Source organism: Trichocoleus sp. DQ-A1 (assembly GCF_039961955.1).
In the GTDB taxonomy this organism is placed as follows: domain Bacteria; phylum Cyanobacteriota; class Cyanobacteriia; order Cyanobacteriales; family FACHB-T130; genus FACHB-T130.
Genome location: NZ_JAMPKE010000018.1, coordinates 1 through 17,602 on the forward strand (window position 1 = coordinate 1; position 17,602 = coordinate 17,602).

14 protein-coding genes and 1 pseudogene are annotated in these 17,602 nt (G+C 45.8%); 8 read left to right on the forward strand and 7 right to left on the reverse strand.

Features of this window, described 5'->3' with window-relative positions:
* The 3 genes and pseudogenes from NDI33_RS17330 to NDI33_RS17340 all read left to right on the forward strand — a co-directional run.
* Window positions 1-124 (forward strand): annotated as a pseudogene (locus NDI33_RS17330) (IS5/IS1182 family transposase); the annotation flags it as partial.
* A 34-nt stretch (window positions 125-158) separates the two neighbouring features.
* Window positions 159-380 (forward strand): patatin-like phospholipase family protein, encoded by a 222-nt coding sequence (locus NDI33_RS17335; RefSeq protein WP_190432011.1) that lies wholly within the window; start codon window positions 159-161, stop codon window positions 378-380.
* A 309-nt stretch (window positions 381-689) separates the two neighbouring features.
* On the forward strand, window positions 690-1,268 hold the full coding sequence (locus NDI33_RS17340; RefSeq protein WP_190677395.1) for a hypothetical protein: 579 nt from the start codon (window positions 690-692) through the stop codon (window positions 1,266-1,268).
* Window positions 1,269-1,491: 223 nt separating this feature from the next.
* On the opposite strand, the gene NDI33_RS17345 is transcribed toward NDI33_RS17340, so the two are convergent.
* Window positions 1,492-2,073 carry a TIGR00730 family Rossman fold protein gene (locus tag NDI33_RS17345; RefSeq protein WP_190677397.1) on the reverse strand — a complete coding sequence of 194 codons (582 nt, stop codon included), beginning with the start codon at window positions 2,071-2,073 and terminating at the stop codon, window positions 1,492-1,494.
* A gap of 362 nt (window positions 2,074-2,435) precedes the next feature.
* On the reverse strand, window positions 2,436-5,006 hold the full coding sequence (leuS, locus tag NDI33_RS17350; protein WP_190677399.1) for a leucine--tRNA ligase: 2,571 nt from the start codon (window positions 5,004-5,006) through the stop codon (window positions 2,436-2,438).
* A 428-nt stretch (window positions 5,007-5,434) separates the two neighbouring features.
* Between leuS and NDI33_RS17355 the strand changes: the two genes are divergently transcribed.
* Window positions 5,435-5,848, forward strand: a complete 414-nt coding sequence (locus tag NDI33_RS17355) for a gamma-glutamylcyclotransferase (protein WP_190677402.1) — start codon at window positions 5,435-5,437, stop codon at window positions 5,846-5,848.
* A 56-nt stretch (window positions 5,849-5,904) separates the two neighbouring features.
* Here NDI33_RS17355 and NDI33_RS17360 read toward each other — a convergent pair whose 3' ends face one another.
* The 3 genes from NDI33_RS17360 to NDI33_RS17370 all read right to left on the reverse strand — a co-directional run bounded on the left by NDI33_RS17360 (window position 5,905) and on the right by NDI33_RS17370 (window position 11,416).
* On the reverse strand, window positions 5,905-6,468 hold the full coding sequence (locus NDI33_RS17360) for a Fis family transcriptional regulator (protein ID WP_242033220.1): 564 nt from the start codon (window positions 6,466-6,468) through the stop codon (window positions 5,905-5,907).
* 386 nt (window positions 6,469-6,854) lie between these two features.
* Window positions 6,855-7,514 (reverse strand): sigma-70 family RNA polymerase sigma factor, encoded by a 660-nt coding sequence (locus NDI33_RS17365; protein WP_190414997.1) that lies wholly within the window; start codon window positions 7,512-7,514, stop codon window positions 6,855-6,857.
* A 281-nt stretch (window positions 7,515-7,795) separates the two neighbouring features.
* Window positions 7,796-11,416, reverse strand: coding sequence for an NB-ARC domain-containing protein (locus NDI33_RS17370; protein WP_190677406.1), 3,621 nt, complete (start codon window positions 11,414-11,416; stop codon window positions 7,796-7,798).
* Window positions 11,417-11,741: 325 nt separating this feature from the next.
* On the opposite strand from NDI33_RS17370, the gene NDI33_RS17375 reads away from it, so the two are divergent.
* The 4 genes from NDI33_RS17375 to NDI33_RS17390 all read left to right on the forward strand — a co-directional run bounded on the left by NDI33_RS17375 (window position 11,742) and on the right by NDI33_RS17390 (window position 15,664).
* Complete coding sequence (locus NDI33_RS17375; protein WP_190677408.1) at window positions 11,742-12,653, forward strand: peptidoglycan-binding protein; 912 nt, start codon at window positions 11,742-11,744, stop codon at window positions 12,651-12,653.
* A 214-nt stretch (window positions 12,654-12,867) separates the two neighbouring features.
* Entirely contained in the window at window positions 12,868-13,827 is a 960-nt protein-coding gene (locus tag NDI33_RS17380) for a peptidoglycan-binding domain-containing protein (protein ID WP_190677410.1), read from the forward strand.
* An 893-nt stretch (window positions 13,828-14,720) separates the two neighbouring features.
* The gene (locus tag NDI33_RS17385; RefSeq protein ID WP_190677412.1) at window positions 14,721-15,218 is read left to right on the forward strand and encodes a hypothetical protein; all 498 of its coding nucleotides are present in this window, start codon (window positions 14,721-14,723) and stop codon (window positions 15,216-15,218) included.
* 77 nt (window positions 15,219-15,295) lie between these two features.
* Window positions 15,296-15,664, forward strand: a complete 369-nt coding sequence (locus NDI33_RS17390) for a hypothetical protein (protein WP_190677414.1) — start codon at window positions 15,296-15,298, stop codon at window positions 15,662-15,664.
* Between the two features lie 12 nt (window positions 15,665-15,676).
* Here NDI33_RS17390 and purU read toward each other — a convergent pair whose 3' ends face one another.
* Window positions 15,677-16,531: a formyltetrahydrofolate deformylase gene (gene purU / locus NDI33_RS17395; RefSeq protein ID WP_190666742.1), complete on the reverse strand. Its 855-nt coding sequence runs from the start codon at window positions 16,529-16,531 to the stop codon at window positions 15,677-15,679.
* On the reverse strand, window positions 16,528-17,583 hold the full coding sequence (locus NDI33_RS17400; RefSeq protein WP_190432160.1) for a DUF4340 domain-containing protein: 1,056 nt from the start codon (window positions 17,581-17,583) through the stop codon (window positions 16,528-16,530). Before NDI33_RS17400 ends, purU begins: the two co-directional genes overlap by 4 nt.
* Window positions 17,584-17,602: the final 19 nt, after the last annotated feature.

Here is a 17,602-nt window from a genome sequence, read left to right on the forward strand (position 1 = left end):
GATTCGCCGCTTCAAGATTTTTCGCATTTTTTCAGGACGTTATCGCAATCGCAGGCAGAGATTTGGTTTGCGCTTAAACCTAATTGCTGGCTTGCTGAACTACGAACTGGCACCTGCCTCCTGATTCATGCAGGAGGTCTAAGGAATAAGCAATAACCTTGAACAAATTGAATTTAAAACGACCCAAGCGCTTAGTGTCAATGGATGGTGGCGGTATTCGCGGATTGATCGTTGCTGAAATTCTAATTAAGTTAGAAGACATACTCTGCAACCAACCTAACTCGCCTTGGAAGTGTTTGGCTGATTACTTCGACTTCATTAGCGGCACGAGTGCAGGTGCAATTTTAGCAGCAGGACTCGCTAAAGGAATGTCAGCGTGAGCATTGCGTGATATTTTTTATAACGATGCTCAGACAATGTTTAGTAAACGTTGGCTGCTCGGGCAACTGTGGTCAAAGTACGATTCAGGGCCGCTAGAGCAAAATATAAAGTCTATTCTAGGTGACATCACCCTTGGATCAGATCAACTGAAAACACTCTTGATGATTGTTTCCAAGAATGTAACAACTGATGGAGCCTGGTTCCTCGTTAACCATCCAAATAACCAATTCTTCAAGAGTAATAGCGAAATTCCACTCTGGCATATCGTTTGAGCAAGTTCTGCTGCACCAACTTTTTTCCCGCCTCATATGTTTGCTGTCGGCAATCAAGAGTATGAATTTGTTGATGGTGCTGTGAGTATGTTTAACAACCCATCATTCCAGTTGTTTGTGGAAGCAACTCAAAAAGAATATGGAATTGGTTGGGAAACGGGTACCGATAACCTCTTGCTGATTTCAATTGGTACAGGGTTCAGTAACCAGTCGATTAAGTTAGGTGAGGCAAAAAAATATACGATGCTCAACAGGGCGGGCTATGCAATCGGAGACTTAATGGAAGACACAAACGTACAGCAAAACGTTTTAATGAAGCTGATTAGCTATACACCTAGATCCGAGCAGATTAATCGTGAGCTGTCAGATGTTTCCGTACCTTCCATTAACGGAATGCAACCGTTAGAAACAGGTAGCTCAAGTCCTGAAACGTCACCCTCCCAGGCGGTTGAGGACTTCAACCGCAAGTTGCTCACCTATCACCGCTATACAACCTCATTTACAAAGAAACGCTTCAAGCAGCTGAAATTACCGCCAAACATCGACCCAAACTCAGTGACATCTATCGACTGCGTAGATCAAGTTGAAGCCTTAGTTTCCCAGTTCCAGCGCTGATGAGGGGGTGAGGGGGTGAGAGGGTGAGGAGGAGAATTTCACCCTCTGGGTTATTTCTGCCACCTTGGTCTAGTCCTCTTCTCTTTCCAACGCTCTAGCCCCACTCCCTAGTGCATCACGGCAGAAGTAAGTGATCAGTTGATATCACCCCCTCACCCCCTCATCCCCTCGTTTCCAGGAAGTGGTCAGTTACTTTGCTGTCGCTGCACTAGCGCCTTCTTGGTCAAGTCTCGTTAAGACCAATCCACTTATCGATTAAGAGCGGTTGATATCCAGCCAGCGTATCAAGTAGTAGCATCGGTTCCTGCTCTTCCAGCACAAGCGAACGGTGCTGAGGACGCAAAAACGCTTCGCCAACCGCGCGATCGAAGAACGCAATCAGGTGGTCATAATAACCCTCGATATTCAGCAGACCGCATGGCTTTTGGTGTATGCCTAGTTGTGCCCAAGTCAGCACCTCGCAAAATTCCTCAAACGTTCCATAGCCTCCTGGTAGTGCCACAAAAGCATCCGACAGTTCTGCCATTAAGGCTTTGCGCTCGTGCATTGAACCAACAACTCGCAGATCGGTTAGACCCCTGTGAGCAATTTCCTTGTCCACTAAGGCTTTAGGAATCACACCAATGACCTCACCTCCTGCTGCTAGTGCCGCATCGGCAACTATTCCCATTAATCCAACATTTCCACCACCGTAGACTAGACTAATTCCTCGGAGTGCTAGCGCTTCACCCATTTGCTGGGCTGCCTCCGCGTAGGCGGGTCGTAAGCCTTTATTGGAACCGCAAAAAATGCATACGCTTTTCATCCCGATCGCTACCCCAACTCCTAATAAACCTTACCAAAACATTTGATGTGACATCGTGCCTTGCGTAACACCAAATTCTCTTATCCCAGACACTTGAGTACTTCATCCAGCTGACTCACCTGAATGGGTGATTTTTAGACTTGCAACCAGTTATCAAAACTTTCTTCTGATTCCAGAGCAATCTAGTCCAGAGCAAGATTGGTCAGGCAGCTGCTGAAGAACAAGTTTCGCCCAAAGACTTTGAGAAGTTCAAGCACGAGGATTATTGAAAATGATGTGACGCTTTGGCAATTTGATGGAATTGCGATCGCGCTCTTTTTCTGAACCGAGATGGCACGAGTGCGATCGCGTAGTCTCTTGTTTCAACCCACCACGAAATTCACCAACTTTCCAGGCACCACAATCACCTTTTTAATTTCCTTGCCTTCGATGAACCGCTGAGCAACTTCTGACTCACGGGCGAACTGTTCTAAAGCTTCCCGATTCGCATCAGCGGGCACTTGAATCGCCCCACGGGTTTTGCCCATGACTTGAATCACCAGCGTGATTTCATCGACCACCAAGGCAGCCGGATCGACGGTAGGCCAAGTTTGGGTATGTACCGAATCGCTGTGACCGATTGTGTTCCAAAGTTCTTCAGCAATGTGAGGAGCAAAAGGAGCCATCAGGTGAATCAGAGTTTCTATCCCTTCGGCATACACTGGCGAGTCTTTGCATTTGGCATCAGCTAAAGAATTGCTCAACTTCATTAACTCAGAAATCGCTGTATTGAATTGATACTCGCCCTCTAAATCTTCCGTAACTGCTTGAATCGCCCCGTGAATTGCCCGTCGCAAGTCTTTTTCGCCCTTATTCATCTCCCTGCCTTTATCTGGGGGGCTAGAGGGATGAGCGACAAATTCTGCCACCAATCGCCAGACGCGGTTGAGGAAGCGAAATTGTCCCTCAACGTCGGCATCATCCCATTCCAAATCTTTTTCTGGGGGTGCCTTGAACAAGATAAACATCCGCGCCGTATCTGCCCCGTACTTGGCGAGGACTTCCTCTGGATCGATGCCGTTGTACTTCGACTTGGACATCTTTTCATAAAAGACTTGCAACGGTTCCCCCGTTTCTGGGTCTTTTGGATCGGCTGGGTCTACCTGTGCCGCTGGAATGTATTTGTCAGAGGCAGGATTTTTGTAGGTAGTGCCCTGCACCATGCCCTGAGTTAGTAGGCGTTGGAAGGGTTCGTCAAAGTTTAAAAGACCGCAGTCTCTCAAAACCTTGGTAAAGAACCGCGAGTACAACAAGTGCAAAATTGCGTGTTCAATCCCGCCCACATACTGGTCTACCGGCATCCAGTCATTAGTTTTTGCTGGGTCGAAAACTTGCTGTTCGTTCTTCGCATCGGGATAGCGCAAGAAATACCACGATGAATCAATAAATGTATCCATCGTGTCCGTCTCCCGTTTGGCTGGTGTGCCGCAAGCGGGACAAGGGACATTGACAAAAGCTTCCATCTGAGCCAACGGAGACGCCCCGCGACCCGTGAATTCTACCTCTTCCGGCAATCGAACCGGCAAGTCTTCATCCGGCACCGGCACCGTACCGCAGCTGGGACAGTGAATTGCCGGAATGGGTGCCCCCCAATAGCGTTGCCGGGAAATTAACCAATCTCGCAGGCGATACTGCACCCGCGCTTTCCCCCAACCCTGTTTTTCTGCGTATTGAACAATTGCTGTTTTCGCTTCCGTCGAATCCATCCCATTGAATCGGTCTGAATTCACCACAATCCCAGGTTCGGTATAAGCCTGCTGTAAAGACCCGAAATTTCCCGTCTCTACATCATCTCCTGGCGGCACAATTACAACCTGAATGGGGAGATTCTGCTCCTTAGCAAATCGGAAGTCCCGCGTATCGTGGGCTGGAACACCCATCACCGCCCCAGTTCCGTACTCGTACAATACGTAGTCGGCAATCCAGATGGGAATCTCTTCGCCTGTAAAAGGATTCATCGCCTTCCCGCCAGTTGGAATGCCGCGCTTTGGCTTATCCTCTGCGGTGCGTTCCAATTCGCTTTGTTGGGCTACTTCTTGGATAAATACTTCTACCGCCTCTTTTTGATCTGGAGTCGTTACTTTGGCGGTCAAAGGATGTTCTGGCGCTAGCACCACGTAAGTCACGCCATAGACGGTATCGGGACGAGTGGTGAAAACCCCAATTTTTTCATCCAACCCGACAATCGGAAACTCTAAGTAAGCGCCAGTGGATTTACCAATCCAGTTCGCCTGCATCAACTTGACTCGATCGGGCCATCCGCTCAATTTGTCCAAATCGTTGAGCAATTGCTCGGCGTAGTCGGTAATTTTCAGGAACCACTGCCGCAACATTTTCCGTTCGACTTTGGCACCGGAACGCCAAGATTTGCCTTCGCTATCGACTTGTTCATTTGCCAGCACCGTCTGGTCGATGGGGTCCCAATTGACGGCGGCTTCTTTCTGGTAAGCCAGTCCAGCTTTTAAAAACTGCAAGAAGATCCACTGCGTCCACTTGTAATAATCCGGCGAACAGGTAGCAACTTCGCGGTTCCAGTCGATTGAAAGCCCTAATTGCTGCAATTGATGCCGCATCTGAGCAATATTTTGATAAGTCCATTTTCCGGGAGCAATACCCCGGTCAATAGCGGCATTTTCGGCTGGCAAACCAAAGGCATCCCAACCCATCGGATGGAGTACGCGATACCCTTGCATCCGCTTGAGTCGGGCAATCACATCCGTGATGGTGTAGTTGCGGACGTGTCCCATGTGCAGGCTGCCCGATGGATAGGGGAACATGGACAGAGCATAGAACTTGGGCTTAGTGCTATCTGTGGGGGTTTGATCTAAGCTTTGTTCTGCCCAAGTTTGTTGCCACTTTTCCTCGATTGCTGCTGGGTTGTAACGGGACTCCACGGAAAAAACTCCTGCTGGATTAGTAATCGTGTTTGCCTCAATATTCTGACACAACTGTTCACCATAGTCTGGACGGTAGGCTACACTATCGATTTAAATTTTTCTGTTTTTTGCTGACGCCGAAGATATCCACATCCTACGCAGATAGGAGCTGAACTGCACTAAGGATTATCAGTGTTTATCGCAATCCTATTTGATTGAGTGGAGATTTTTTGAAAAAACTGCGTTTGCGGAGCCTGCGCTTTGCCCTTAGAAGGCACTAGCGATCGCGTTGCTATGCTCGAAGGACGGTAGCCTATATGTATTAGCGATATAGAACGTGAAGAAAGAGTAAGAATAGGGGTTAATAAATTATTTGAAATTACGGTGTTAAGCAAGAGTAATATTTTTTTAGCAGCAATGTTTTACATATCTATGGCAAGTAGATTGTGAGTAATTTACAAGTTTTTGTTTACGGCACTTTGAAACCTGGAGAGTGCAATTACGAGCGATACTGTGCTGGAAAGGTAATGGAAGAAAAAAGAGCGATCGCATTCGGTGAACTTTTTTCCCTCCCAGGAGGGTATCCCGCGATGATCCCTGGCAGTGCAGAAATTCACGGATTCTTACTCACGTTTCCCGATTCAACTGTGTTACAGACACTTGATAATCTGGAAGGTTATGACCCTCATCGCCCAGAGGCACAAAATGAATATAACCGCCACCAAATTGAAACCTATAACCTATCTGGGCAGCCGCTAGCAATGGCTTGGACTTACTTAATGACCCCCGCTCAAGTTCGACACCAAAAAGGGGTTCTGCTGCCCTCTGGGTGGTGGAGCCGCTTAAAAAATAATGAGTGATGAGTTCATTCCAAAACTCATCACTCATTACCCAATATTTTTTAAGTCAGAGCAGATTAATTCTGATATCCCTTGGCGTCAGATCCATCTACTGATGGCTTCACAAATTTTTCTGGAGCCGCGACTGCTGCTTTGGGAATCTCCACTGCGGGGTGATTCAGGGCAACCATCAAAGGCTCTGCTGCCGTCTCTGAGATGGGAGCTTTTGCTAGTTGGGGACTCAGGGAGTGATTACCCGGAAGAATTCCTGACAAAGCACCGACAAACAAAGCTGCGATCGCTGCACCGCCCCACGCAGCAACCCGTTGGGATCGGCGGCGGTTGATGCGTCCGAAAACTTGATTGATAGCCTGTTGTGCTGATTGCTCGGACTCTGGAACGGGAATTGTTTGTAAACCCTGGCGTAACTTCACCAGTCTGGTATACAAACACTGCATTTTGGGGTCACTTTTAAGCCATTCCTGAACTTGTTTGCGCTCGTCAGCGGTTACTTCACTATCTAAGTAAGCACTGAGCAATTCAAAGCGATCGCGTTGCAAAATATCCATCTCCTTAGAGACTTGTGCGTTTGCAGGGCACCGCTGTCCAGAATCCTTACGATTGTTCAAATCAGAGGTCATTTTCACATCACCAGCAAGTCACACAATAGGAAAGCAGAGCAGTCACTAATCTTTGCCACATTCAGTATATACGTAGAAACTTGTATTTCATTACAATCTTAACTGTTTTGCCAAGAAGTAAAACACAAGTAATGGGGAGCTGACTTAATCCGTGACAACCAAGGGTGAACTTAACGATTTACGCTTAGTCTAGTTTTTAGCAAGGGATCGCACCCAGTAAAAATTTACCCTTTTTTCACGACCTATCTGAAATCGTTTCTTGGAAGCCACACCTTGCAGCACTTCAGCGAACAAGGAAGGCTATCCTACTGCTTTAAAGATAATCGGCAACCCCGGAGGTACGAATCCACCGAATAGCTGAAACCAGATTCTATCCCTAAGTTAGATTAATTTCCGTCTAGGTAGTTTTGCAGCTGAGATTGCAGGCGCTGACGCGCTCTAGCAATTCTAGATTTTACCGTTCCCAGGGAGACACCTGTGATTTCGGCAATTTCTTCATAAGCCATGCCTTCGATTTCTCTCAGGACGATGGTAGTGCGAAACACCTCTGGCAGATCGGCGATCGCTTCATGCAGCTGTTCATAAAATTCCCGCGTCGTCATGTCTTCGTCGGGACTTGGATTGTCAGATGCAATTTCCCAATCCATTTCGCCGTCATCCATCATGCGAGGCGCATCTAACGACAGCGGATGAGACACCCGTTTGCGTTTACGCAGCTCATCATAAAACAGGTTCGTGGCAATCCGGCTCAACCATCCCCGGAACTTGACTGGCTCCTGCAACCGCTTAATATTGCGGTAAACCCGAATCCAGACTTCTTGAGCTAAATCTGCCCGATCCTGCCAATCTGGAGCCAGATGGTACAAAATCTTATCGACATGAGACTGATACCGGCGCAAAAGTTCGGCAAAGGCAGCGCGGTCAGGACGCAGCCCCGCCTGACAATGCAGAATTAGATCGTAGTTTGACAGTTTTTCAGGTTGCACCGGCGCTTGAGAAACCGTTGCTTCAGCTGTTGACCAGGATACAGGAATCGATTGAGTCATGGATGGATATAGGGGTTAAAACATCCTAACCCTCCAAGACGCTGCCACTTTGACAATGGTTCCCGCTTGCGGCGGAATGCTAAATGGCGTTCTACACCAATGTAGCGAATCGAAGGATCAACGTCGGGAGTTATTCATATAAATACGAACTTGTGACACTCCATCCGGAAAACCAGAGCTTTCCAGGCAGAGGGGGAAGGGCGATTTAGGAGAAAGTCATTTCTAGTCGGAGTTACAGGCGAATATAATTACACCCAGGATTGCAGAGGATGAGGAAAATATCATTTCAACGCTACTGCCCCCAGCGCTTTCAGGGTCGCTTTCTGCGCGTCTGTTAAACCTGTAACGCCAGTAATATTCATACCTTCGTAGGGTCTTTCACTTCTCAAGGTGTTCACGCACTCGCCTGTCGTTACATCCCAAAGCTTAATCATTTCATCTTGCCCAGCACTCGCGAGTATTTGTCCATCTGGACTGAAGACAACTGACCAAACTCCATTGGTATGTCCCTGCAACGTTTTCAAGCATTGCCCTGTACTGACATCCCACAACGTGACAGTATGGTCATCGCTAGCACTCGCGAGAATTTGACCATCTCGACTAAAGGCAACAGACCAAACCCCGTTGGTATGCCCTTGCAAAGTTTTCAAACATTCACCGCTACTGACATCCCACAACCTGACAGTCCGGTCATCGCTAGCACTAGCGAGAATCTGACCATTGGGACTGAAGGCAACAGACCAAACCCCGTTGGTATGCCCTTGCAAAGTTTTCAAACATTCACCGCTACTGACATCCCACAACCTGACAGTGCGATCTCCACTCCCAGTCGCCAAAGTTTTCCCTTCCGGGTCAAACACAACTGACCAAACCCAGTTAGTAAACTCCTGCAAAGTTTTCAGACATTCACCGCTACCGACATCCCACAACCTGACGGTACGGTCGCCACTGCTACTAACCAGAGTCTTACCTTGAGGACTAAAAGCAACTGACAATACCCAGTTGGTATGCCCTCGGCATATTTTGAGGCATCGACCGCTACTGACATCCCACAGCCTGATAGTGCGATCGCAGCTAGCAGTAGCCAAGGTTTTACCTTGAGGAGTAAAGGTAACTGACAACACCCAGTGACTATGCCCCTGCAAAGTTTGTAGAGACGTTGTATGCAGGGTCTTTACACCATCCGAAACATTCCACAACTTCACTGTAGCGTCACCACTACCACTCGCTAAGGTCTTACCTTGAGGACAGAAGGCGACCGATCGCACTCGATTCGTGTATCCCCATAGAGTTCTCAAAACTTGACCCATGTGGACATCCCATAACTTTACCGTTCGGTCGTCACTGCCACTCGCTAAGGTACGACCATCGGGACTAAAGGCAACTGACCAAACCTGACTCGCGTGTCCTTGCAAAGTTTTAAGGCATTGTCCGGTAGTGGTATCCCACAGCTTTACTGTCTGGTCGTGACTGCTACTCGCTAGGGTACGACCATCAGGACTAAAAGCAATTGATTGCACTAAAGAAGTATGTCCCTCCAAAGTTTTGTAGGGGCGGGTTTGAAACTCGCCCCTACTCTTACTGACATCCCACAACTTTACAGTGCAATCATCGCTGCCAGTGGCTAAGGTGCGACCATCAGGACTAAAAGCAATTGACTGTACCCAATGAGTATGTCCCTCCAAGGTTTTGTAAGGGTGAGTTTCAAACCCTCTGCTCCCCTTGCTAACATCCCATAACTTTACAGTGCAGTCATTACTGCCAGTGGCTAAGGTGCGACCATCGGGGCTAAAGGTAACTGTACGAACTAAACTCCCGTGTCCCTGCAAAGTTTTTAAAACTTCACCCGTGTGGACATCCCATAGCTTAATCGTTCTATCATCACTGGAACTCGCTAAGATTTGACCATCTGGGCTAAAGGCAATTGACCAAGCCCAACTGCTATGACCTTCCAAAGTTCTCAGGCACTTACCGTCACGGACATCCCACAGCTTCACCGTTCGGTCGTCACTGGAACTGGCTAAGATTTGACCATCCGGGCTAAAGGCGATTGACAGTATCCAACGGAGATGACTTTTACAGGTCAAAAGTGGCTTCATATCTGAAACTTGCCACAGGTGAATCTCGCCAGTCTCACCTGCTGTAGCTAAAAGTTTTCCATCTGGACTAAAGGCAACTGACAAAATGCTGCCGAAGGTTTCAGTAAAAACTGATTTAGCTAAATCGGCATTCTGGAAATTAACATAATGTAAACTTACATTCCTCAGATAAGCTTGCCAAACAGTTAGATAGGAAAGATCGTAACCACTTAAATCTGTCTGTAGTTGACAAAGCAGATTGAGAAGATTTCCCCCTACATATCCTGGTTCTATAGGCAAATTATCTCGCAATGTGAATAAAGTTTTAGATAAACAATCTATAATCTTGTTTTCGTACCGAAAGATAGCCGTCAACCTATCTAGCAGTGGTTGAACTATAAAGTGTAACTGAGCTTCTCTAATGTAGTCTTTTGTTTGAGCCTTAATGAGAGCATAGCTGTTGAATAATTTTATTTGTTTGTTTTTAATTTCTTCGCAGACCTGCTCAATTAAACGGTTGAGCATATATTCCATAACCGCAGGCTGTTGCGTAAAAGTTGCTGATTTTTTCTCTATCAGCGATCGCCGTTGTAGAGATTCCAGCGCTTCCAATAGTTCACGTTGCGATACTGGTGGTACAATATCCTCTCGCAGTTCTAGTAGCGAAACCCACTCTCGATTGATTGCCAGCCAGTACATAATCTGCTTTTCTAAAGTACACAAGCGATTAAACTGATGGTCTAAAAGATCCCAAATATCACCAAAAACTGATGTGCCTTGTTCTAGAAATTGAGAAATATTACCATCAAATAACTCTTGAATAGTCGTAGCAACTATCTTCAAGGCTAGTGGATTGCCTCGATAACGAGTCATTAGGAGTTTTAGCTCTTCTTCTGAAACTAAGAAACCTTTGGCATGAAAAATTTTATACCCTTCTACTTCTGTCAAACCAGCTAGTTGCATAGCTCTAACTGGCAATGTTTTGCCTTCCTTGGATGCTATTCCTTTGGGTTTCTCCCGACTGGTTAGCACCAAGCAGCTTTGATGGTTTGTTTCTGCCACACATCTTAATAGCTGTCCATAACCCTCGTATTCTTCTCGGTAATGTCCAGCGCGATCGCCCTCACGTAAAATCGACTCAACATTATCCAGTACCAGCAGACAGCGCGATGAGCGTAAATACTCAATCAGCCGCGATACTTTACCGTCTACGGTTTCTGGTAAATCAGTTTCTTGTTGGTTGGATAGGAATTTGATGATGTCTGCCAGAATATCTTGAACGGGTGGGGCATTGCGGAGACTTCGCCAGATCAGATAATCAAACTCATTGTGAATTTGTTCTACCAGCTTCACAGATAGAGAAGTTTTACCAATACCGCCCATGCCCAGTAATGCTACTAGACGACAGCGATCGCTCACGATCCACTGTTCTAGGGTAGCGAGTTCTTCTGTGCGTCCGTAGAAAAGCGATACGTCAACCGCCTCTCCCCAATCTTGACGTTTATGAGCGATCACTATTGAAGGAGCAATCGGATTAGACACCACTTCTGGCATCTGCTGCAATGACAAGACGCGGCGCGAATACCCCTTCAAGACTAACTGCAAATTATTTTTTGTTACCTTCTCTCCAAATGCCTCTGAGAGTAACTTCCACAACTTAGAACCAGCATCCCTAACGTAACCAGGATCGTAAGTATTTTTTTTTGCAATCTCCTCGTAAGACTGCCCTTCCCAAGATTCCTCAAAGACGATTTTTTGAACTTTGTTTAAACGTCCTTGAGCTAGAACGGTCTCGACAATTTCTAGCGCTTCTTCAACAGTCATTTATTAAAACTTGCCTCAGCAGTAAATGTGAGCGATTTTAAATTCCACAAATAGCGGGTAGTAGTTGCATTACCCGATCTAGATTGCCTTCTAACTTCAAAAACTTTCTTAAGGATTACGTGTAAAAGCTTGGAATTCCCTTTATAAAATCAGTCCTAGCTTTTTGTATACGAGATTGTCAGGATTTATTTTGCCATCTTGATGACATTTATCTGACATCGCTCTGACATTTCTCATGACCTTTTCCGACTGTCAAGCATAGTACAGAAAGCTTAACTTGGGTTTATGCACAAACGAAAACCTTAATCAAGCAAAAGGAAAAGCAATGCAATTTACAGAAATAAAAGATACTTATCAGCAACTTTGGCGCACCGTTAAAATAACTGATTTAAGCGCCACAGATGCAGTTGTTTCCAGGATTATACCTAACCGGGGTCGGTACGAACAGGCGCAGCGCGAAAGTGGCGTGTGGTGGCCCGTCATTGCTGCTATTCATAGCCTTGAAGCCTCGCTTTCCTTTAAGGGGCATCTCCACAACGGCGATCGCCTCAGTGCTAGAACTAGGAACGTTCCAGATGGAAGACCGATTTCAGGATCTCCTTCCTTTACCTGGGAAGAGTCGGCGGCTGATGCTTTGGCAATGAAACGCACAGATGAGGTCAATTTCTTAGATACTCCGGAAGAAATTCTTTGGTACTGCGAGAGATATAACGGCTGGGGTTATCAGACAGGTGCAGGACGCAACTCGACACCGCCACGACGTTCGCCTTATCTTTGGTCTAAGACTAATCACTGGACTAAAGGCAAGTTCACCGCAGATGGTCGCTTCGATCCAAATGCAGGTTCTTCGCAGGTAGGAGTCGCTGCCATCCTCAAGCGAATCGAACACCTCGGACATATCAGCTTCGATCCAGTACAACCTGCTGTACCGCCACTGACGAATGGGCAACGACCGATCCTCCGCTTTGGTGACAAAGGGTTTTGGGTGGGTGTTGCTCAACATACAGTTAATGGCTGTGGGTTTGAGCCTCTCACTGTTAATAACGATTTTGATTCAGCAACAGAGCGCATCATCATGAAGTTTCAAAGAAGCGTGGGACTGAATGACGATGGTGATGTAGGACCGCTGACTTGGGCGGCGCTGGATGCACACAAGAAGCTACCAGGTTGGACGCCATTGAGCGGTTCTTCACAGCCAGCATCGACAACTCCTGTTGCAGCAGCACCCATCCTTTGAAAGTTCTAAGAACCTATCCAAAGATCGCTTAGCCATTTTTAGGAATAAAACTCGGCAGAAATAGCGCAGTGGTTTTGGATACTCGTTCCGCCTTAAGTACAAAACTTTGCAATTGACTAAGGCGTTAATCCCAGAGCGTTGATTAGGGATTTAACGCTTGCTGACTGTCTTTTTTTAGCACTCATATCATCTATTCTTTTGGAGGTTTAGAGCCATGCGTTTGCAAACTTTCTACCATGCCCGACTAAATAACCAGAGTGTGGACTATGGCATTGAAGCGATCGCTGCTGACGAAGAATTAGCCACACATATTCAAGAGGTTTTAATTTGGCTTAAGTTTCTCGATCCACCTGCTGATGGCAAGTTTGGTCCGATTTCTTCTAACGCTCTGGTTGAGTTTCAGGATGTAATGAAGTCATCTGAGCCAGCAGTGGCTGAGGAAAGAGGGTTTCTTGGGTTAGTAACAGCCAAATTATTGATTGAAACTCCTCCCTCAGTCGTCCCTAAGCCTGAAGTGGATCTAACCAAAAATAATTTGGAAGCCCGCATCATCCGCTATATGTTGAAAATGAACTACCGCGTTTCGGTAGGACCGCAAAGGTACAACATTGTTTATGTTGAGGGCATGGATGCAGACGGCAGCCTAAATAGCGATGCTCCCAATCATTTCAACGACCGCCGCCTGGTGATTGAGATTCCGAATGAAGTGCCAATTCTTAGGCAAAACTGGGAAGGAACCACAGAACCCGGTACTGCTTACACTCTGAATCCAATGAAAGGACGAGCCAAAGAATTCGGAGCCGCTCGGATTGCTTTTGGGCAGTATAAAGCCTGGAAAGTCGGTACTCATTGGGGTAGTGGTGCTGAGCCACATGAAGCCTTGGAGCAGGTGTCACCCGTCTCCGTTTACCGGGACAAAAACAAAGACTTTATTCGTAAAGGCGACTTTCTGGACACAGGGATGTTTGACATCAATCAGCACTATGGGTTTGACTATCCGCGCAATGACATCGGCTACGCTGGTGCTGGTTGTCTTGTAGGACGCACCCGGCAAGGTCACAGGGATTTTATGGCACTGATTAAGCAGGATAAGCGTTACCAGCTCAATAAAGAATACAGATTCGTGACAACAATCATTCCCGGAGATGACTTAGTGAAGCAGTTCCCAGGCTAGCTATTAGGGCGATCGCTGCCCATCTTAGCGAATTCCGTTAAAAGCTTGCATGGCGATCGCATCTTTATTAGCGCGATCGCCTTACGGACACAAAGATTGCAACCTTAAATGGATAGCCTTGGCGCGATCGCACTAGCCGTCACCATAACACCAAACTTTTGGCATAAATCTCAAAGACAAGGGTGATAAGTTCTACAGAGACATAGCTTTAGTTAACTTTCTGCAAAAATTTAACTGAATGGCAGGAAAAGTGAGAGAGTAAACCTATGTATCTTGACGTATTTTTAGGTCTCCTACCAGCAATGCACGCAATCAGATTTTTAACTGATTAAGTCAGTAAACTTTACGCTTTGCAAAAGCGGGTAGAAAGTTTCTGTAAGCAAGAAGTTAACGAACAAATAAAGAAACTAGTAAAAATATGACATCAGAAAAAAATAAACAAGCTGTCGCTAAAAAAGAAAATGCCCTACCCTTTTTAGTTTATTCCTGGTAATAACTACGTGCATGTATTTTTGTCCTTGCTGGCATTGACTCTATTTTTAACAGCTGTGCTATCGCGATTTCCCTAAAACAGGACATCATAGAGTTTGAACTCAATGCTCTCTAGGTCATCAAATCTTGGAAAGAAACAGATAAAAGGTGGGCTGCTTTTAGGCTGGGGTTAGACTTTCTCTTTCTGGTTGTTTATTCAACCACAATCGGTCTTGCCTGTATGTGGATAGCTAACTTGCTGCAAGCTTATTCTTTACCTTTATCAGTAGACTTCTTACCTAAACCAGGTTAAAACTGTTGTCAAGCAACGACCAGCGTAACAGTTTCAGGCACAAAAGGTCGCCAGCAAACCACTTGTAGGAACGCGATCGTATCTTTTGTACAGTATAAGAGCGAGAAAAATGCAATCGCCTCCAACACAAAATTTACAAGTTCAAACAGGTAACTTAAGCACAATACCTTATACTTTTACAGAGGTTTTAAAAATGACACAAACTAATAAGTTAGACAATCAACAGCTAGAAGCAACTTCCATCAAACAAAACGAAGAAAAAATTTCAACGCAGAAAGGAAACCGTTTCTGGCAATTCTTTTTAAAAAATTTTGAAACTGGTGCAAATCAACAACCAACTCTCTTGGGACATCTCTTGCTCACAAGTAGCTTGCTAATGCTAATTGGCATTGGTTACTTTTCAATGCAATGGTCTGCGAGTAAAAAGGCAAATGAATGGCTGGGAGCTACACAGAATTTTACTCCACTTAGTGAAGGAATAAAAAATGCTTCAGAAGATGAAAAAACGAGGCTAAAGCAGCAATTTGAAGAAATTCAGGCACGAAGTCATCGATACGCGACTATTATGACTTTTTTTACCAGCAATACTACGTCTCAATTTCCTTGACATCGGCTTCAGCTTTAGTTGCAGGAATTTGTTTGTTCTTTATTAGTAAAAAGGGCTGGGATAGAGTCAATAATGCTGTGATTAACGTCTTTATTGTCGCCTCTGGTTCTGTAATATTTTTTGGCGATTTACCGGGAATTTTTAGGCAAAATGAAAATAGTACGACAAGCCGGGATTTATATATCGCACACGTCTCTCTAAGAAATAAGGTACTCAGCTATTTAGCAACTGGTGCAACAGTTGGTGCAGAACCGGAAAAGCCGAATGAGTTTAGTCGCCCAGAAACCAGTCGGTTTATTCTTTATGTTGACCAAAAATTAGCAGAATTGAATCAAGTACCGATTGGCTTCGATCCTACAGGAATCGGAGATGTAGAACGGAAGTCAAGATTCGGTCTTCCTGAAAAGCCTCAATCTGGGAATAAACAGCAAAATTATGGTGTTTGAGTAAGATATTGCTTACTCAAAGACTACTGTGCGATTCCCGTATACCAGCACGCGATTTCGCAAATGCGATCGCACCGCTCTCGCTAATACCACTCGCTCTAAATCTTTGCCTTTGCGAATCAAATCGTCAACCTCATCTCGGTGGCTGACTCGCACTACATCTTGCTCAATAATGGGGCCTGCATCCAAGTCGGCGGTGACATAGTGAGCCGTTGCACCGATAATTTTGACGCCGCGTTCGTAGGCTTTGTGATAGGGATTAGCTCCTACAAATGCAGGTAAGAATGAGTGATGAATATTAATAATTTGCGGAAATTGACTAATAAAATCAGGGCTGACGATTTGCATATATTTTGCCAGCACAACTAAATCAATGTTGTATTGCCGCAGTAATTCTAATTGTTTGGCTTCCTGCTGTGATTTTGTTTCTTTGGTAATCGGAATGTGATGATAGTCGATGTCAAATTGAGCGGCTACATCTTGTAAATCGGGATGGTTGCTGATAATTAGTGGAATTTCGGCGGAGAATTCTTTTGCTCTATGACGCCAAATTAGGTCAAAGAGACAATGATCTTGTTTGCTTACCCAGATGGCAATCCGGGGTACTGTGTCGGAAAAGTGCAACTGCCAGTTGGCTTGTAGAGGTTGCGCGATCGCGTTAAATGCTGGGCCAATCAACTCACGCGGTAGATTAAAATCTTCTAACTGCCACTCAATTCGGGTGAGAAATAACCCAGCCGCAAAATCGGTGTGCTGATCGGCATGAATAATATTACCGCCATTAGCGTAGATAAAATTAGCAATTTTTGCCACCAATCCTCGTCGATCGGGGCAGGAAACTAGCAGCGTTGCGGTGGGGCTGTTCATGGTGAGGGAGAGGGGCTAGGCTGAGGTGACTTTTCGGTTTTTAAAGTCTCAGTTTTACTATTTTTTGGTGAAGGAGAGGGGCTGGGCTGAGGTGACTTAGCGGGTATTGCTTTGTCTGGTTTTTTGTCTAAAGTATCTTTCTGACTTGCTGGGGAAGGAGAAGGACTCGGCTTATCTGACTTAGACGGTGTTGCTTTTTCAGCAGGCTGGTTTTTAGTAGTTTTTGGAGAGGGGGAGGGACTAGGTTTATTTGACTGAGAGGGTGTTGCTTTGTCTGAATTTTTGCCGGAAGTATCTTTCTTAATTTCCGGGGAAGGAGAAGGACTCGGCTGAGGTGACTGAGAGGGTGTTGCTTTGTCTGAATTTTTGCCGGAAGTATCTTTTTTACTTGCTGGAGAAGAAGACGGACTCGGCTGAGGTGACTGAGAGGGTGTTGCTTTGTCAGAGGTTTTATCCGGACTATTTTTTTGAACCGCTTCCTTGGCTTTCCATTCTGACAGAGGACGTTTTACACCATACTCAAAGTCTATCGGGACTAAAAGCACCTCTAGCTGCTGAGGGGTCTGTGCAGGGGGGTCAACTTGAGCATACAAGAAACTACTATTGAAGTTAGGCTTACCCAAAATTATCTGATGAGTTTGCTGATTATTTAGCCTTACTTCTACCGTCGCTTGGGGTTTGTCGAGTCCATATTCTTGTAGCTGGTTAGGGAAGATGGAGAGGGTGCGATCGCTCTTGCCATCTACCAGTAAATTTAGCAAGTATGAAACAGATGGATCGCTGGCTGGGACGTCGCTGGGCGATTTCATCTGCCATTGAGAAATACTCGTCTTGTCCACAGCTTCCTGCGTGACTCGCTCAAACTTCAAGGTTTGTTCCTGACTTTTAACTGTCAAAGCCTGTATCTGGTCTTTTTCAAAAGAAAAGATTTCCTTTTGTTTTGCCTGTGCTGCTTCTCGCTGGGGGGCACCTTTAATTTCATAAAAATAAACGAATCCCCCCAAACTCAGCGCCAATAGTATCAGAATCCAAGTTGTTCGTTTTAGCTTCATAATCAACACGCGAGTTGAT